The organism is Kitasatospora sp. NPDC094019, from assembly GCF_044764505.1.
Classification (GTDB): domain Bacteria; phylum Actinomycetota; class Actinomycetes; order Streptomycetales; family Streptomycetaceae; genus Kitasatospora.
The window spans coordinates 86,466-102,916 of sequence record NZ_JBIWIF010000020.1 but is presented as its reverse complement, the minus strand read 5'-3'; the positions used below and the strand labels follow the sequence as shown (position 1 = coordinate 102,916).

Annotated in this window: 13 protein-coding genes; 8 read left to right on the top strand and 5 right to left on the bottom strand. The window is 73.4% G+C overall.

Annotation, left to right across the window (positions count from 1 at the left end):
* Positions 1 to 84: 84 nt before the first annotated feature.
* On the bottom strand, positions 85 to 1,161 hold the full coding sequence (locus ACIQ9P_RS32755) for a LacI family DNA-binding transcriptional regulator (protein ID WP_402364468.1): 1,077 nt from the start codon (positions 1,159 to 1,161) through the stop codon (positions 85 to 87).
* A 164-nt stretch (positions 1,162 to 1,325) separates the two neighbouring features.
* Here ACIQ9P_RS32755 and ACIQ9P_RS32750 point away from each other — a divergent pair, with 164 nt between their 5' ends.
* The 7 genes from ACIQ9P_RS32750 to manA all read left to right on the top strand — a co-directional run bounded on the left by ACIQ9P_RS32750 (position 1,326) and on the right by manA (position 11,388).
* Positions 1,326 to 2,597, top strand: coding sequence for an extracellular solute-binding protein (locus ACIQ9P_RS32750; protein ID WP_402364466.1), 1,272 nt, complete (start codon positions 1,326 to 1,328; stop codon positions 2,595 to 2,597).
* Positions 2,598 to 2,684: 87 nt separating this feature from the next.
* The gene (locus tag ACIQ9P_RS32745) at positions 2,685 to 3,557 is read left to right on the top strand and encodes a carbohydrate ABC transporter permease (protein WP_402364463.1); all 873 of its coding nucleotides are present in this window, start codon (positions 2,685 to 2,687) and stop codon (positions 3,555 to 3,557) included.
* Positions 3,558 to 3,560: 3 nt separating this feature from the next.
* Positions 3,561 to 4,409, top strand: a complete 849-nt coding sequence (locus tag ACIQ9P_RS32740; RefSeq protein ID WP_402364460.1) for a carbohydrate ABC transporter permease — start codon at positions 3,561 to 3,563, stop codon at positions 4,407 to 4,409.
* A 129-nt stretch (positions 4,410 to 4,538) separates the two neighbouring features.
* Complete coding sequence (locus ACIQ9P_RS32735) at positions 4,539 to 5,846, top strand: glycosyl hydrolase (protein ID WP_402364458.1); 1,308 nt, start codon at positions 4,539 to 4,541, stop codon at positions 5,844 to 5,846.
* Between the two features lies 1 nt (position 5,847).
* Positions 5,848 to 8,892, top strand: coding sequence for an alpha-mannosidase (locus ACIQ9P_RS32730; RefSeq protein WP_402364455.1), 3,045 nt, complete (start codon positions 5,848 to 5,850; stop codon positions 8,890 to 8,892).
* A gap of 167 nt (positions 8,893 to 9,059) precedes the next feature.
* On the top strand, positions 9,060 to 10,070 hold the full coding sequence (locus ACIQ9P_RS32725; RefSeq protein ID WP_402364452.1) for an ROK family protein: 1,011 nt from the start codon (positions 9,060 to 9,062) through the stop codon (positions 10,068 to 10,070).
* Between the two features lie 76 nt (positions 10,071 to 10,146).
* The gene (gene manA, locus ACIQ9P_RS32720) at positions 10,147 to 11,388 is read left to right on the top strand and encodes a mannose-6-phosphate isomerase, class I (RefSeq protein WP_402364449.1); all 1,242 of its coding nucleotides are present in this window, start codon (positions 10,147 to 10,149) and stop codon (positions 11,386 to 11,388) included.
* A gap of 144 nt (positions 11,389 to 11,532) precedes the next feature.
* Here manA and ACIQ9P_RS32715 read toward each other — a convergent pair whose 3' ends face one another.
* The 3 genes from ACIQ9P_RS32715 to ACIQ9P_RS32705 form a co-directional block, all read right to left on the bottom strand.
* The gene (locus ACIQ9P_RS32715; protein ID WP_402364447.1) at positions 11,533 to 12,129 is read right to left on the bottom strand and encodes an acyl-CoA thioesterase; all 597 of its coding nucleotides are present in this window, start codon (positions 12,127 to 12,129) and stop codon (positions 11,533 to 11,535) included.
* On the bottom strand, positions 12,126 to 12,431 hold the full coding sequence (locus ACIQ9P_RS32710) for a hypothetical protein (RefSeq protein ID WP_402364444.1): 306 nt from the start codon (positions 12,429 to 12,431) through the stop codon (positions 12,126 to 12,128). The genes ACIQ9P_RS32715 and ACIQ9P_RS32710 overlap by 4 nt, the downstream gene beginning before the upstream one ends.
* Before the next feature lie 233 nt (positions 12,432 to 12,664).
* On the bottom strand, positions 12,665 to 13,657 hold the full coding sequence (locus ACIQ9P_RS32705; RefSeq protein ID WP_402364441.1) for a DUF6528 family protein: 993 nt from the start codon (positions 13,655 to 13,657) through the stop codon (positions 12,665 to 12,667).
* A gap of 222 nt (positions 13,658 to 13,879) precedes the next feature.
* Here ACIQ9P_RS32705 and ACIQ9P_RS32700 point away from each other — a divergent pair, with 222 nt between their 5' ends.
* Positions 13,880 to 16,270, top strand: coding sequence for an ATP-binding cassette domain-containing protein (locus tag ACIQ9P_RS32700; RefSeq protein WP_402364438.1), 2,391 nt, complete (start codon positions 13,880 to 13,882; stop codon positions 16,268 to 16,270).
* 58 nt (positions 16,271 to 16,328) lie between these two features.
* Here ACIQ9P_RS32700 and ACIQ9P_RS32695 read toward each other — a convergent pair whose 3' ends face one another.
* Complete coding sequence (locus ACIQ9P_RS32695; RefSeq protein WP_402364435.1) at positions 16,329 to 16,451, bottom strand: hypothetical protein; 123 nt, start codon at positions 16,449 to 16,451, stop codon at positions 16,329 to 16,331.

Sequence of the window (16,451 nt, the reverse complement as noted above, 5' to 3'; positions counted from 1 at the left end):
GGCCGGCCGGACGGCCATGGACGCCTCGCCGGACGCCGGCCCCACGGTGGTGCGCCGAGCGGTGCCCGCTCGGCGCCAGCGACGCTAAACCGGTTCAGGACCGCTGTCAACGGTGTCGACGGAGTTCACCCCTGCCGGGGAGGCGCCACCCGGCGGCGAGGTGGACTCGCGCACGGTGAGCCTCGGCGTCGGCATCTGCAGGTCGCGGTCGGGCCCGGCGTCGTCGATCACCGCCAGCAGGCTGCGGGCCACCTGCTCGCCGAGCGCGAAGGTGTCCCGGCTCAGCGCGGTGAGCGGCGGGTGCACGATCCGCGCGAGCACCGAGTCGTCGAAGGAGACGATGGACAGCTCCCCGGGCACCGCGACGCCCATCTCCCCCGCCACGCCGAGGCCGGCCACCGCCATCACGTCGCTGTCGTAGACGATGGCGGTGGGCCGCCGGGGCCGGGAGAGCAGGGTGCGGGTGGCCGCGGCGCCCTCCGCGTCGCTGAAGTCGGTCGGCACCGAGAGCGCCTCCTCCAGGCCGAGCCGCCGGGAGGCGTCGCGCAGCGCGCGGATCCGCCGCTGGGTGTGCTGGAAGTGCGGCAGCCCGGCCAGGTGGGCGATCCGCCGGTGCCCGATGGCGGCCAGGTAGTCGACGATGGAGAGCATCGCCTCGCGGTCGTCGGCCCAGATCCGCAGCGGCCCGCCGCCCTTGCCCGGGCCGCCGAGCACGACGGCGGGCAGGCCGAGCGCGTCCAGCACGTCGAGTCTGGGGTCGCGCAGCTGGAGGTCGACCACGATGAAGCCGTCGACCCGGTGCTCGGACGTCCAGCGGCGGTAGACCTCGATCTCGGCCGCGGTGTCCTCGACCACCATCAGGTGCAGGGCGACGGAGTGCGCGGACAGCACCGCCTGGAGGCCGGAGAGCAGTTGGCTGAAGAACGGCTCGACGCCGATGGTCCGGGCCGGGCGGGCGATCACCAGTCCGACCGCGTCGGACCTGGCCCCGCCGAGGGCGCGGGCGGCGCTGTGCGGCCGCCAGTTCATCTCCTCGGCGACCCCGAGGATCCGGGCCCTGGTCGCCTCGCTCACCCCCGGGCGGCCGTTGAGCGCGAAGGACACCGCGCCCTTGGAGACGCCCGCCCGGCGGGCGATGTCGGCGATGGTCGGTCTGCCCACGGGTTCCGACTCCTCTCTTGACAGCCAAGTTTAGGCCGGAGCATAGTCCCTGCAACAGCTAGACCGGTTTAGTAAGACAGGTTCCGAAACTCAGCGCAATCCCCGATGCATCCCCCTCCCCCACCCACCACGGGAGAACCCTCATGCGTAGAATCCGGGCGGCAGTGACCACGGCGGTGCTCACCGCGACCCTGGCCACAGGCTGCGGACTCGGCTCCGACGGCGGCTCCGGCAGCGGCGACGGCGCGGCGAGCGCCGCCGCCACCGGCGAGGTCAAGGGCAAGGTCTCGCTCCAGACCTGGGCGCTCAAGCCGAAGTTCACCGCCTATGTGCAGGGCGTGATCGACGGCTTCCAGCAGAAGTACCCGGGCGTCCAGGTCGACTGGCTGGACCAGCCCGGCGACGGCTACTCCGACAAGGTGCTCAGCCAGGCCGCCGCCGGCACCCTGCCCGACGTGGTCAACCTCCCACCGGACTTCGCCCTCCCGCTGGCGAAGCAGGGCCTGCTGCTGGACGTCGCCAAGGCCGACCCGAAGCTCGCCGCCGAGTACGTGCCCGGCGGCCTCGACGCCTACCGGTTCGCGGGCCTCGGCGGCACCTTCGGCTACCCCTGGTACCTCAACACCGACGTCAACTACTGGAACGCCGAGCTGCTGACCAAGTACGGCCTCGACCCGAAGAAACTCCCCACCACCCTGGACGAACTCATCGCCCAGGCCCGGACCTTCAAGGAGAAGGCCGGCAACTCGGTCTATCTGATGAGCCGCAAGCCCGGCCTCGGCGACCTGGTCGACGCGGGCGTCGAGGTGATGGCCGAGGACGGGAAGTCGTTCACCTTCAACACCCCCGAGGCCGCGGCAGTCCTGGACAAGTACCGCGCCGCGTTCAAGGAGGGGCTGCTGCCGAACGACGTCCTGACCGACACCTACGCCGGCAACTCCAAGCTCTTCACCGCCGGCACCGCCGCCTGGACCACCGCCGGGGCCAACTTCATCACCTCCGTCGCCACCGACAACCCCACCCTCGCGCCGAAGATCGTCTCCTCCCCGTCGATGGGCACCCCGCCGCTCTACGTCCAGGGCGTGTCCGTCCCCAGGAGCACCAAGAACCCGGCCGCCGCGGTGGCCCTGGCCCGCTGGGTCACCAGCCCCGAGAACCAGGCCGCCTTCTCCCGGCTGACCAGCATCTTCCCCTCCACCAACGCCTCCGCGAACGACCCGCTGTTCAGCAAGTCCGACGGCAGCAACGCGGGTGACGCCAAGGTCGTCGCCTTCGCCTCGCTGGCCAGGGCCAAGATGCTCCAGCCGGTCCAGGTGGACGACGCCATGAGCACCATCGTCAAGCAGCAGTTCACCCTCGCGATCAGCGGCGACACCAGCGCCAAGCAGGCCCTGGACACCGCCGTCGAGCGGTGCAACCAGCTCCTCAAGGGCTGACCTCCCGCCCATGGGCGGCGGCCCCGCCCCCGGGGAGCCGCCGCCCACCGGGAACGACCCGCGACCCCCGCCCCAGGAAGGCACGGCATGACCCACCGGCGCTGGTTCACCCCCTGGCTGCTCGCCGGGCCCGCACTGATCTGGCTGGCCGTCTTCAACCTCTGGCCCGCCGCCAACACGGTGATCCTGTCGTTCACCAACGCCAAACCCCTCGGCGGCGGACGGTTCACCGGCCTCGACAACTACCAACGCGTCCTCGACGACGACCAGTTGGCCGACGCACTGCTCAACTCCGTGATCTACCTGCTGATCTGTCTGCCACTGCTGACCGTGCTGCCGCTGCTGCTGGCCCTGCTGGTCCAGCGCCGGCTGCCCGGCATCACCTTCTTCCGCACCGCCTTCTACACCCCCGTCGTCGCCTCCGCCGTCGTGGTCGCCCTGATCTGGGGCTGGGCCCTGAACGACCGCGGGCTGGTCAACGGCGTGCTCCAGCAGACCGGCCTCGCCGACTCGGCCGTCCCCTTCCTCACCGACCGCTGGCTGCTGCTGCTCAGCGCGATCGCCCTGACCACCTGGAAGGGCCTCGGCTACTACATGGTCATCTACCTCTCGGCGCTGGCCAATGTCGGCCGGGAGCTGCACGAGGCCGCCGCCGTCGACGGCGCGGGAGCGCTGCGCCGCTTCCTGCACGTCACCCTGCCGGGCGTGCGGCCCACCATGGTGCTGGTCTCGGTGCTGATCTCGGTCTCCTCGCTCCGGGTGTTCTCCGAGCTGTACGTGCTCTCCAACGGCACCGGCGGCCCGGGCGGCCGGGACATGTCGGTGGTGATGCTGATCCAGATGTACAGCCGCGGCTTCAACGGCCACCTCGGCTACGCCTCGGCACTCAGTCTGCTGCTCTTCCTGATCACCCTCGGCCCGATGCTGCTGCTGACGCGCCTCAACCGGAAGGCGGCCTGACCCATGCGGCGCTCCCGCAGCTTCAACACCCCCTCCGCCGCCGAGACCGTGCTGCGTTACCTGCTGCTCCTGCTGGTCCTGCTGCTGGTCGTCGGACCGTTCCTCTGGCAGCTCTCCACCTCCCTCAAGGGCCCGACCGAGGACGTCTGGTCCGCCACCCCGCGCTTCCTCCCCGACCACCCCACCGTCGACAACTACCTCAAGGTCGCCGACACCATCCCGGTCTGGACCTACGCCGCCAACTCACTGGTGGTGGCGGCCATCGCGATCATCGGCAACGTGGTCGGCTGCACCCTGGCCGGCTACGCGCTCGCCAAGCTGCGCTTCCGGGGCGTCCGGCTGGTGTTCGGCCTGCTGCTGGCCACCCTGATCCTGCCCGGTGAGGCGACCATCGTGTCCCAGTACGTCACCGTGCGCAGCCTCGGCCTGGCCGACACCCTCACCGGCGTCGCCCTGCCCGGCGCCCTCTCCATGCTCAACGTGCTGCTGATGCGCACCGCCTTCGCCGCCGTCCCGCCCGAACTGGAGCAGGCGGCGCTGGTGGACGGCGCCAACGTCCGCCAGCGGCTGTGGCACATCGGGCTGCCGAACGTGCGCGGCATGCTCAGCGTGATCGTCATCTTCACCTTCATCGGCGCCTGGGACGACTTCCTCTGGCCGCTGATCGTGCTCAACGACCCGCAGAAGTACACCCTCACGGTCGGCCTCCAGTACCTCAACGGCACCTTCAGCGCCAACCCCCGGCTGATCGCGGCCGGGACCATGATCGCCTTTCTGCCGATCGTGGTGGTGTTCGCGGTGTGCCAGCGCTTCTTCTTCAAGGGAGTGGAGGAGGGTGCCGTGAAGGGCTGAGACCCGCACCGAACACCGCACCGGACCGCGCCGCACCGACCGGACCGTGCCGACCGGACCGGGACGCACCGCACCGGGACGCACCGCACCGGACGCACCGCCGTTCCTCCTCCCAGGGAGCCACCGACCATGACCACCGCTCCGCGGACCACCGCCCCGCGCTTCGGCGTCAACTACACGCCCACCGCCGGCTGGTTCCACCACTGGCTCGACTTCGACCTCGACGCCGTCCGCGCCGACCTCGACTCGATCGCCTCGCTCGGCCTCGACCACGTCCGGGTGTTCCCGCTCTGGCCGCTGTTCCAGCCCAACCGGACCCTGATCCGCCCCCGCGCCGTCGAACAGCTGACGGCCCTGGTGGACGCCGCCGGGGAGCGCGGCCTGGACGTCGCCGTGGACGGCCTCCAGGGCCACCTGTCCAGCTTCGACTTCGAACCGGCCTGGATCCGGACCTGGCACCGCCGCAACATGTTCACCGACCCGGACGTGGTCGAGGGCCAGGCCGCCTATCTGCGCACCCTCGCCGGCGCCCTCGCCGAGCGGCCCAACTTCCTCGGCATGACGGTCGGCAACGAGGTCAACCAGTTCTCCGGCGAGCCGCACCCCGACCCGCACCGGGCCACCCCCGAGCAGGCCGCCGCCTGGCTGCGCCGAATGGTCGACGCCTGCGAGCGCGGCGCCCCCGGCCGGCTGCACCTGCACGCCTCCTACGACGCGGCCTGGTACCTCGACGGGCACCCTTTCACACCCTGGCACTCGGCCCGGATCGGCGCGGCCACCGCCGTGCACTCCTGGGTGTTCAACGGCACCGCGCAGCGCTACGGCGCCCACTCCACCGCGAGCGACCAGCACGCCGCCTACCTGGTGGAGCTGTCCAAAGCCTGGGCCGGGGACCCGCACCGCCCGGTCTGGCTCCAGGAGGTCGGCGCCCCCGCCCCGCACATCACCGCCGCCGACGCCGCCCGGTTCACCGGCGCGACCGTGGACGCGGTGCTCGACTGTCCCGACCTGTGGGGCGTCACCTGGTGGTGCTCGCACGACGTGGACCGCTCACTGGCGGACTTCCCGGAGCTGGAGTACAGCCTGGGCCTGCTGACCAACGACCGCCGGGTCAAGCCGGCCGGGGAGCGGCTGGCCCGGGCCGTCGCCGCCGCCCGCGCCGACTGGCGGGCGCCCGCGCCGCGCCGCACCGCCGTGGTCGTCGACGCCGGGGACGAGGTGACCGCGCCGGGCCGCTCGGTCTGCGGTCCGGGCGGCACCGTGTTCGAGGCGTTCATGCGGCTGGCCGCCGACGGGGCCCGGCCCACCGCGGTACTGGCCGGGCGCGCCGGGGACGCCGCCCACCTCGCCGCCCGGGGCATCACCGAGCTCGTCCACCCGGACGAGCTCCTCCGACCCTCCCTCTCCCTTCCCCAGTCGCCCAACGGAGTCCGCTGACATGCACGATGACCGCACGCTCGTCGAAGCCCGCCTCAAGCGCGTCCTGGAGGAGCGCATCCGCCCGGCGGTGTACCCCGAGTCCGTCCCGCTGTCCGTCTCGGTCTGGACCGCGCCCGGCGAACCGGTCCCGGTCGCCGAGGGCCTGGCTGCGCCGCGCTCCCCGATCGCGGTCGGCGACGCCTGGGGCGCGCCCTGGGGCACCAGTTGGTTCACCGTGACCGGTACGGTGCCGGAGCGCTGGGCCGGGCGAACGGTCGAGGCGCTGATCGACCTCGGCTTCGACGCCAACATGCCCGGCTTCCAGTGCGAGGGCCTGGTGTACCGCCCCGACGGCAGCCCGGTGAAGGGCCTCAACCCGCAGAACCAGTGGGTACGGATCGCCGCCCCGGCGGTCGGCGGAGAGCCGGTGCTGCTGCACGTCGAGGCCGCCGCCAACCCGGTCATCCTGGACTACCACCCCTTCCTGCCGACCGAGTTGGGTGACAAGGAGACCGCCGGTGACAAGCCGCAGTACCGGCTGGAGCGGATGGACCTCGCGGTCTTCGACGAGACGGTGTGGCAGCTGGTGCTGGACCTGGAGGTGCTCGGCGAGCTGATGGCCGAACTGCCGGCCGACGGGGCCCGCCGCTGGGAGCTGCTGCGCGCGATCGAGCGGGCCCTCGACTCGATCGACCTCCAGGACGTCAACGGCACGGCGGCCGCGGCCCGTTCCTGTCTGACCGAGGTGCTGGCCGCGCCCGCCGCGCCGTCCGCGCACCGGATCGGCGCGATCGGCCACGCGCACATCGACTCGGCCTGGCTGTGGCCGCTGCGGGAGACGGTGCGCAAGGTCGCCCGGACCGCCGCCAACATGACCGCGCTGCTGGAGGACGAGCCGGACTTCCTCTACACCATGTCCCAGGCACAGCAGTTCGCCTGGATCAAGGAGCACCGACCGGAGGTGTACGCCCGGGTTAAGAAGGCGGTGGCGGACGGCCGCTTCGTCCCGGCCGGCGGTATGTGGGTGGAGTCGGACACCAATATGCCGTCCTCGGAGGCGATGGCCCGTCAGTTCGTGCACGGCAAGCGGTTCTTCCTGGACGAGTTCGGGATCGACAACGAGGAGGCGTGGCTGCCGGACACCTTCGGCTTCACCGGCGGCCTCCCGCAGATCATCCGCAACGCGGGATCCAAGTGGCTGCTGACCCAGAAGATCTCCTGGAGCCAGGTCAACAAGTTCCCGCACCACACCTTCCTGTGGGAGGGCATCGACGGCACCCGGATCTTCACCCACTTCCCGCCCGTGGACACCTACAACTGCTCCATGAAGGGCTCCGAGATCGCCCACGCGGCCCGGAACTTCAAGGACAAGGGGGTGGCCCGGCACTCGCTGGCGCCGACCGGCTGGGGCGACGGCGGCGGCGGCACCACCCGCGAGATGGTCGGCAAGGCGGCCCGGCTGCGCGACCTGGAGGGCTCGGCCGCGGTGCGCTGGGAGCGGCCGGCCGAGTTCTTCGCCAAGGCCGAGGCCGAGTACCGGAATCCGCCGGTCTGGGTGGGCGAACTCTACCTGGAGCTGCACCGGGCCACCCTGACCAGCCAGGCCCGGACCAAGCAGGGCAACCGACGCAGTGAGAACCTGCTGCGGGAGGCCGAACTCTGGTGCGCCACCGCCGCGCTGCGCACCGGTTCGGCGTACCCGTACGAGCGGCTGGACCGGATCTGGAAGACGGTGCTGCTGCACCAGTTCCACGACATCCTGCCGGGCTCCTCGATCGCCTGGGTGCACCGGGAGGCGGAGGCGACGTACGCGGGCCTGGCGGCCGAGCTGGAGGAGTTGATCGACGCCGCCCAGCGGGCCCTGGCGGGCGATCCCGAGGGCGGGCGCGAGCTGGTGTTCAACGGCGCCCCGCACGGACGTTCGGCGGTGCCGGCGGGCGGCGCGGCGGTAGCGGTGCCCGGCCCGGGCGACTGCGCGGTGACCGCGCGCGACGGCGGCGGCTTCGTGCTCGACAACGGGCTGCTGCGGGTCGTGGTCGACGGCGACGGCCTGGTGGTGTCGGCGGTGGACGCGGCGAGCGGCCGGGAGGCCGTCGCCCCGGGCGCCCGGGCGAACCTGCTCCAGTTGCACCCCGACTTCCCCAACATGTGGGACGCCTGGGACGTGGACCAGTTCTACCGGAACACGGTCACCGACCTGGTCGGGGCCGACGAGGTCGTGGTGCACGCGGACGGCCCGGCGGAGGTCGCGGTACGGGTCGCCCGCTCGTTCGGCTCCTCCGCGGTGACCCAGACGCTGACGCTGCGCGCGGGCTCGGGCCGGCTGGACATCGACACCGAGGTGGACTGGCACGAGGCGGAGAAGTTCCTGAAGGTCGCGTTCCCGCTGGACGTGCACACCGACCGGTACGCGGCCGAGACCCAGTTCGGCCACCAGTTCCGGCCCACCCACACCAACACCAGCTGGGAGGCGGCCAAGTTCGAGGCGTGCAACCACCGCTTCGTGCACCTGGCCGAGCCCGGCTGGGGCGTCGCCCTGGTCACCCCCTCGACCTACGGCCACGACGTGACCCGGGCGGTGCGCGCGGACGACGGCGGCACCACCACCACGGTCCGGTTCTCGCTGCTGCGCGCGCCGCGCTTCCCCGACCCGCGCACCGACCAGGGCCGGCACCGGTTCCGGCACGCGCTGGTGCCGGGCGCGGAGATCGGCGACGCGGTCCGCGAGGGCTACGCGGTGGGCCTGCCCGAGCGCCGGGTGACCGGCTCGGCGGAGTCGGTGCGGCCGCTGGTCGAGCTGGACCAGGACGCGCTGGTGGTGAGCGCCGTCAAGCTGGCCGACGACGGCAGCGGCGACCTGGTGGTGCGGGTGTACGAGTCCGCCGGCGGCCGGGCCCGGGGGCGGCTGGCGACGTCCTTCGCGCTGGCGTCGGCGGTGCCCTGCGACCTGCTGGAGCGGCCCTGGGAGGGTACCCGCGGCGAGGTCGTGGCGGACGGCGACGGGGTACGGCTGGCGCTGCGGCCGTTCGAACTGGTGACCCTGAGGCTGACGCCGGCGGGCTGATCCTGTTTGCTGTCCCTGTCGTCCTGTCCGGCCCGCCGTCCCGGTCCTCCCGGAGCGGCGGGCCGGACGGGCGTCCGCCCGTCCACTCGTGCGTCCGCCGATCCGCGCCCCTGTCCACCCGTCCACCCGTCCACCTGCCCGTCCATCCTCACCGGAGCCCTCCCGCCATGACCGCGCCCTCGCCGTCCACCGACCCGCTCCCCGCCGTGCCCACCGCCGCACAACTCACCGGACCGCAGCTCACCGGACCGGCCTCCGCCGGACCGGTCTGGGCCGCCGTCGACATCGGTGGCACCAAGATCGCCGGGGCGCTGGTCGACTCCACCGGGACGCTCACCCACCGCGTCCAGCTGCCGACCCCGGCGAAGGAGTCCGGCGCCGAGGTACTGGCCGTGGTGCACCGGGTGCTGGACCACCTCGCCGCCGCCCCCGACTGGGCGGCCGTCACAGCCGTCGGCATCGGCAGCGCCGGGCCGGTGGACCTCGTCGGCGGCACGGTCAGCCCGGTCAACATCCCCGGCTGGCGGGATTTCCCGCTCACCGCCGAGGTCGCCGCCCACCCCGCCGTGGCCGGCCGACCGGTGGCGCTGGCCGGGGACGGCGTCGCGATGGCCGCCGCCGAGCACTGGCGCGGCGCGGCCCGGGGCGCCGGGAACGCCCTCTGCCTGGTGGTCTCCACCGGGGTCGGCGCCGGCCTGGTGCTGAACGGCTCGGTCCACCCCGGACCGAGCGGCAACGCCGGCCACCTCGGGCACATCAGCGTCGACCTGGACGGCGAGCGGTGCCCGTGCGGCTCGTACGGCTGCCTGGAGAACATCGCCAGCGGCACCGCCATCGCCCGGCGGGCGCTCGCCGACGGCTGGGAGCCCCGGGGCACGGACCGCTCGGCGCGCGCGGTGGCCGAGGACGCGCTGGCCGGACACCCGGTGGCGCTGGCCGCCTTCGACCGGGCGGCGCAGGCGCTGGCAGCCGGGATCGCCGCCACCGCCACCCTGGTCGACCTGCGGCGGGTGGTGGTCGGCGGCGGGGTGGCGGCGGCCGGTCCGGTGCTGTTCGAACCGCTCGCCCGCCACCTGGACCGCTACGCGGCGCTGCCGTACGTCCACGGGCTGGACGTGCGCCGGGCCGAGCTCGGGAACGACGCCGGGCTGATCGGCGCCGCCGCGCTCTGCCGCTGAGCACCGGCACCGCCCTCGGCCTCGGCCTCGCCCCGACCCGACCCGCTCGACCCGCCACCTCCGGGAGACCGTCCGCATGCCGCTGTTCGCCCCGCTCACCAATCCGGTGCGCCCGTACGCCTGGGGATCCGTGACCGCGATCCCCGGGCTGACCGGCACCGCCCCCACCGGCGGCCCGCAGGCCGAACTGTGGCTCGGCGCCCACCCGTCCGCCCCGTCCCTGCTCGACGACGGGCACGGGCCCCGCCCGCTGGACCGGCTGATCGCCGAGGCTCCGGAGGAGATGCTCGGCGCGGCCACCGTCCGACGGTTCGGCCCCCGGCTGCCGTTCCTGTTCAAGGTGCTGGCCGCCGAACGGGCGCTGTCCCTCCAGGTGCACCCGACCCGGGCCCAGGCCGAGGCCGGATTCGCCGCCGAGGAGGCGCTCGGGGTGCCGTCGGACGCCCCGGAGCGGGTCTACAAGGACCGCGACCACAAGCCGGAACTGCTCTGCGCGCTGGGCGACTTCGAGGCCCTGTGCGGCTTCCGGCCGACCGCCGCCACGGCCGCGCTGCTGGACCGGCTGGCGGTCCCGGCGCTGGCCGGCTGGGCCTCGGCGCTCCGCGCCCGGCCCGCCGCGGAGGTACTGCCCGCCCTGCTCCGGCAGGCCCTCGGCGGCGGCGCGGCCGGGCCTGACGGTGCTCCCGCCCCGGACACCGCCGCCGTGCTGGCGGAGGTCACCACCGCGTTGGGCCGGGTCGCGGCGGCCGGCGGTCCCTTCGCCGCCGCCTGCACGGCCTACGCCCGCGCCGCCCGCGACTACCCCGGCGACCGGGGCCTGCTCGCAGCGCTGCTGCTGAACCACGTCCGGCTGCGGGCCGGCCAGGCGCTGCACCTGGACGCCGGCGTTCCGCACGCCTACCTCCACGGCCTGGGCGTCGAACTGATGGCCAACTCCGACAACGTGCTGCGCTGCGGCCTGACCGCCAAGCACATCGACGTGCCGGGCCTGCTCTCGGTGACCGCCTTCGAGGCCGTCGAACCGGCCGTCCTCACCGCCGCACCGGCGGCCGGCGCCGATCCCTCGGTCGCCTGCTTCCCTTCCCGCACCGCCGAATTCCGGCTCTCCCGGCTCCGCCCCGGCGACACCGGCGTGCGGGTCGACCGCGCGGACGCCCCGCAGATCCTGTTGTGCACCGCCGGCGAAGCCCGGCTGTCCGCCCCCGACGGCCCGGCCCTGCGCCTCGCCCGGGGCGGCTCCGCCTACCTTCCGCCCACCACCGTCCCGGTCCGGCTCGACGGCCCGGGCGCGGAACTCCACCGCGCGACCGTCGGCTGACCCGCCGCCCGGTCGTTCCGGCGCGTCCGTCCGCGCCTCCGTCCACCGCGACCTCCGCTCGCCGGTCCGTCCGCCCCCGCACAGGAAGAAGCCCCAGTCGACTTCCTGTGCCGGGCGTCGGCCGACCCGGCCCGCCCGGGGGGATCAGCGCGCGCGGTGCCGGTACGACCCCACGGGAACACCCCGGGTCAGCGCGCTCAGGCCGGGCAGGCGCCGGCGGGGCTGGTGGTGTCCGGCGGAGGCCGCGACCAGGGCCCCGCGAGGGGACTTCACTCCCGGCCGGGACGGCACCGCGACGCCCGCCTCGTCGGCCAGGAAGCCGGAGAGGAACCGCCGCTCCGGCGGGCTGAGCGTGCGGGAACGGCCGGAGACCCGGTCCCGGGCGACCACCACGGTCCGCGCCCGCATAAAGGTGTGCGGGTCACGACACACATTCACCACGACATGCGCGGAACTGCGTCCGAGCCGTTCCACGTTCAGCCGTACCAGCAATGGTTCCGGCCCGTGGTGCAGCTGCTCCAGATAATCGATCTCGTGCCGGGCGATCAGGAATCCGGACGGGAAAAGGGATTCCCTTACGGCGGTCGAGTGGTGACAGAAGAGGTCGTAAATTCCCTCCTGCACGTAGGAGACCAGCCGGGCGTTGTTGATGTGCCCGTTCTCATCGACGTCGCTCCACCGGGTGGGGCAGGCCAGGACGTGGGCGTTGGCATCCGCCTCGCGGTTCCGTGCCGCGCTCACCGGTGTTCGGCCGCGGCACCGGTGGGCAGCAGCGCCCGCTGCAACCGCGCGTAGTAGACGGCGTGTTCGGAGGCCATCCGGGCGGCGGTCCAGCCCTCCTCGGCGGCCTCGGCGGCAGCCCGGACGACCAGGCTGTCGAGCACGCCGTCGACCGCCCGGCACAGCTCGGCCACCGCCGCCAGGCGCTCGGGGACGTCCGACCGGCCGGCCGCGCCGTCGGCCGGGAAGGCCGCGAGCGAGTCGACCGCGAGCCTGAGTTCGTCGACGTTCTCGGACCTGGATTCGGAAACGAAATTGCGCACAGTTCTCTCCCTAAACGGTTACGGCATTTCTGGATGTGCGAACCCTGCGAGCGGGTTCGGTTCCCCCCGGCGCTATGGACGCTATCCCAGCCCGGCGCGCTTCGGGGAGGTATTCGGAACGGGAGCGGAAACTGACCACCATTGGAGTAGTTTGACGTTGCATAAAATCAGCCGCATCCACCGAATGCCACCCCGTTCGGCCCTTCCCCCAGCGTCGGCCCCCGGCCGGACGGTCATGCCCCGCTCCCCCAACTGGTCCACCAGCGCGCCTTGTAGAGCTGGGCGCCGGGCAGGTACCGGACACCGTCCGGACGGTGCAGGGTGAGCACCGAGGTGCACCAGGTACAGGGGCCCGCGTGATCCGGGGCGGCCGTGAGCAGCCGCCCGGTGCCGGGCTCGTCGCCCACGCTCTTGATGTCCCGCTCGGCCCGTTCGTCCGCCAACCGGATCCGGGTGAAGCGGTCCGCCGCCGGGTCGAACCGCCACAGGTGCGCCGCCGTGCTCACCCAGAACCGGCCCGGCGCGGCGAGCACCGGGGCCAGGTCGTGGCCGCCGTACTCGGGCAGCGGCACCGACCGTTCGGCGGTCAGCGTCGGCGCGGCCGCCGTGCCGCCCACCCGCAGCGCCGTCAGGGTGTCGTCGCCGAGGGCCCAGAGCCGCCCGCTCCGCGCGTCCCACTGGACGCCGTGCGCGCCCGGCAGCCGGTACTCGGCGTGCACGGTGCTGCGCGGTCCCAGCGAGGCCGCGTAGAGCCGGACCCAGCCGCCGCCCGAGGCGGCGACCGCGACGTTGCCGTCCGGGAGCAGCTCGGCGCTGTGCGGGTTGGCCGACCCGGTGTCGACGGCCCAGACGGCGGCGCCGGTCGTGGTGTCCACGACGGCGGCCAGCCCGCCGGAGGCGGTGGTGAGGAGGTATCTGCGGCCGTGCCGCACCCGGCTCTTGGCCTCGTCCGGCATGCTCCAGGTCCGGCGCGGCTCCAGGTCGTCGAGGCCGGGCGCGGTGTCCGCGGACCAGGACCACACCGCGGGCCGGCGGTCCGGGCCCAGGAGCGCGGCCGGTCCGGCGGGCCGCTCGGCGCCCAGCACCAGCACCCGGCGGGCGGCCTGGTCGACCACGGCCACCGTCCAGGTGGGCCGCAGCCCGGCGGCCGCGGCCGGGGCCGCGCCGATCCCCAGTACGAGGGCGGCCGCACCCGCCGCCGCCCGCCACGCCCGCCGAACCCGCACCTGACCGCCTCCCGCACCCGGCTCCCACTGTCCGGCTCGCGCTCTCCGACTCCCGCTCTCCGGCTCCCGTCACCACGGTGCGACGCGCCCCCGCCCCCCGCCAGCGCACGGGCGCCGACCGGCCTAGGACTGTCCCCTTGCCGGAGCAGTCCCCGAACACCGTTTGTCGTACCCGGGTGGTTGGATCGGAACCGAGGGCACGGCGAGAGGACCGGAGAGACGATGAGCACGGCCAGGAGCAACGGCGCGCAGGCACCCGAGCCGCACGCCGCGGACACGCACGACCTGATCCGCGTGCACGGGGCGCGGGAGAACAACCTCAAGGACGTCAGCATCGAGATCCCGAAGCGCCGGCTCACGGTGTTCACGGGCGTCTCCGGCTCGGGCAAGAGCTCCCTGGTGTTCGACACCGTCGCCGCCGAGTCGCAGCGGCTGATCAACGAGACCTACAGCGCCTTCGTCCAGGGCTTCATGCCGTCCGTGGCCCGCCCCGACGTGGACGTGCTGGACGGCCTGACCACCGCGATCATCGTCGACCAGCAGCGGATGGGCGCCGATCCGCGCTCCACCGTCGGCACCGCCACCGACACCAACGCGATGCTGCGGATCCTGTTCAGCCGACTGGGGCGGCCGCACATCGGCTCGGCCAAGGCGTTCTCCTTCAACGTCGCCTCGATCAGCGGGGCCGGCGCGGTCACCGTCGAGCGCGCCGGAAAGACCGTCAAGGAGAAGCGCAGCTTCAGCGTCACCGGCGGCATGTGCCCGCGCTGCGAGGGCCGGGGCTCGGTCTCGGACATCGACCTCACCCAGCTCTACGACGACTCCAAGTCGCTCGCGGAGGGCGCGATCACCGTCCCCGGCTTCACCGGTGACGGCTGGATGACCCGGATCTACGCCGGGTCCGGCTTCCTCGACCCGGACAAGCCGATCCGTGACTACGGCGAGCAGGAGCTGCGGGACTTCCTGCACCGCGAGCCGACCAAGGTGAAGGTCAACGGCATCAACCTCACCTACGAGGGGCTGATCCCCAAGGTCCAGAAGTCCATGCTGGCCAAGGACCGGGAGGCGATGCAGCCGCACATCCGGGCGTTCGTGGACCGCGCGGTCACCTTCACCGCCTGCCCCGACTGCGGGGGCACCCGGCTCACCGCGGCCGCCCGCTCGTCGAAGATCGGCGGCATCAGCATCGCCGACGCCTGCGCGATGCAGATCAGCGACCTCGCGGAGTGGGTGCGCGGCCTGGACGAGCCCTCGGTGGCGCCGCTGCTGGCCGCGCTCCGGCAGACCCTGGACTCCTTCGTGGAGATCGGCCTCGGCTACCTCTCGCTGGAGCGTCCGGCCGGCACCCTGTCCGGCGGCGAGGCGCAGCGGGTCAAGATGATCCGCCACCTGGGCTCCTCGCTCACCGACGTCACCTATGTCTTCGACGAGCCCAGCACCGGCCTGCACCCGCACGACATCCAGCGGATGAACGGCCTGCTGCTCCAGCTGCGGGACAAGGGCAACACGGTGCTGGTGGTGGAGCACAAGCCCGAGGTGATCGCGATCGCCGACCATGTGGTGGACCTCGGCCCGGGCGCGGGCTCGGCCGGTGGCACGGTCTGCTACGAGGGTCCGCTGGCGGGCCTGCGCGCGGCCGGCACGGTGACCGGCCGCCACTTGGACGACCGGGCGGCGGTGAAGCCGACCGTCCGCACCCCGACCGGCAAGCTGCCGATCCGCGGCGCCTCCGCGCACAACCTGCGCGACGTCGACGTGGACGTCCCGCTCGGCGTGCTGGTCGTCGTCACCGGTGTGGCCGGCTCCGGCAAGAGCTCCCTGGTGCACGGCTCGGTCCCGCCGGGCGAGGACGTGGTGTCGGTCGACCAGAGCCCGATCCGCGGCTCCCGGCGCAGCAACCCGGCCACCTACACCGGCCTGCTGGAGCCGATCCGGAAGGTCTTCGCCAAGGCCAACGGGGTGAAGCCGGCCCTGTTCAGCCCGAACTCCGAGGGCGCCTGCCCGACCTGCAACGGCGCCGGCGTCGTCTACACCGACCTCGCGATGATGGCCGGTGTGGCCACCACCTGCGAGGACTGCGAGGGGCGCCGCTTCGACTCCTCGGTGCTGGAGTACCGCTTCGGCGGCAAGGACATCAGCGAGGTCCTGGCGATGCCGGTGGCGGAGGCCGTCTCCTTCTTCGCCGAGGGCGAGGCCCGTACCCCCGCCGCCCACCGTATCCTCACCCGCCTGGCCGACGTCGGCCTCGGCTACGTCAGCCTCGGCCAGCCGCTCACCACCCTCTCCGGCGGCGAGCGCCAGCGCCTCAAGCTGGCCACCCACATGGGCGACAAGGGCGGCGTCTACGTCCTCGACGAGCCGACCACCGGCCTCCACCTCGCCGACGTCGAGCAGCTGCTCGGCCTGCTGGACCGCCTGGTCGACTCCGGCAAGTCCGTCATCGTGGTCGAGCACCACCAGGCCGTCATGGCCCACGCGGACTGGATCATCGACCTCGGCCCCGGCGCCGGTCACGACGGCGGCCGGATCGTCTTCGAGGGCACTCCCGCCGACCTCGTGGCCGCCCGCTCCACCCTCACCGCCCAGCACCTGGCGGACTACGTGGGCGCCTGAGCCCCTCCCGCTCCGGTCGGGCGCCGCCCGGCGCCCGACCGGAGGGACCTCCGCCGGCTCAGCCCCGAACGAGTCCCAGGACGACCGCGAACAGCACCGACAGCACCACCATCCCCGCCACCGACACTCCGCAGGCCCGCCACACCCGCGCCGGGTCGGTGATTCGCTCCCGCTCGTCCAC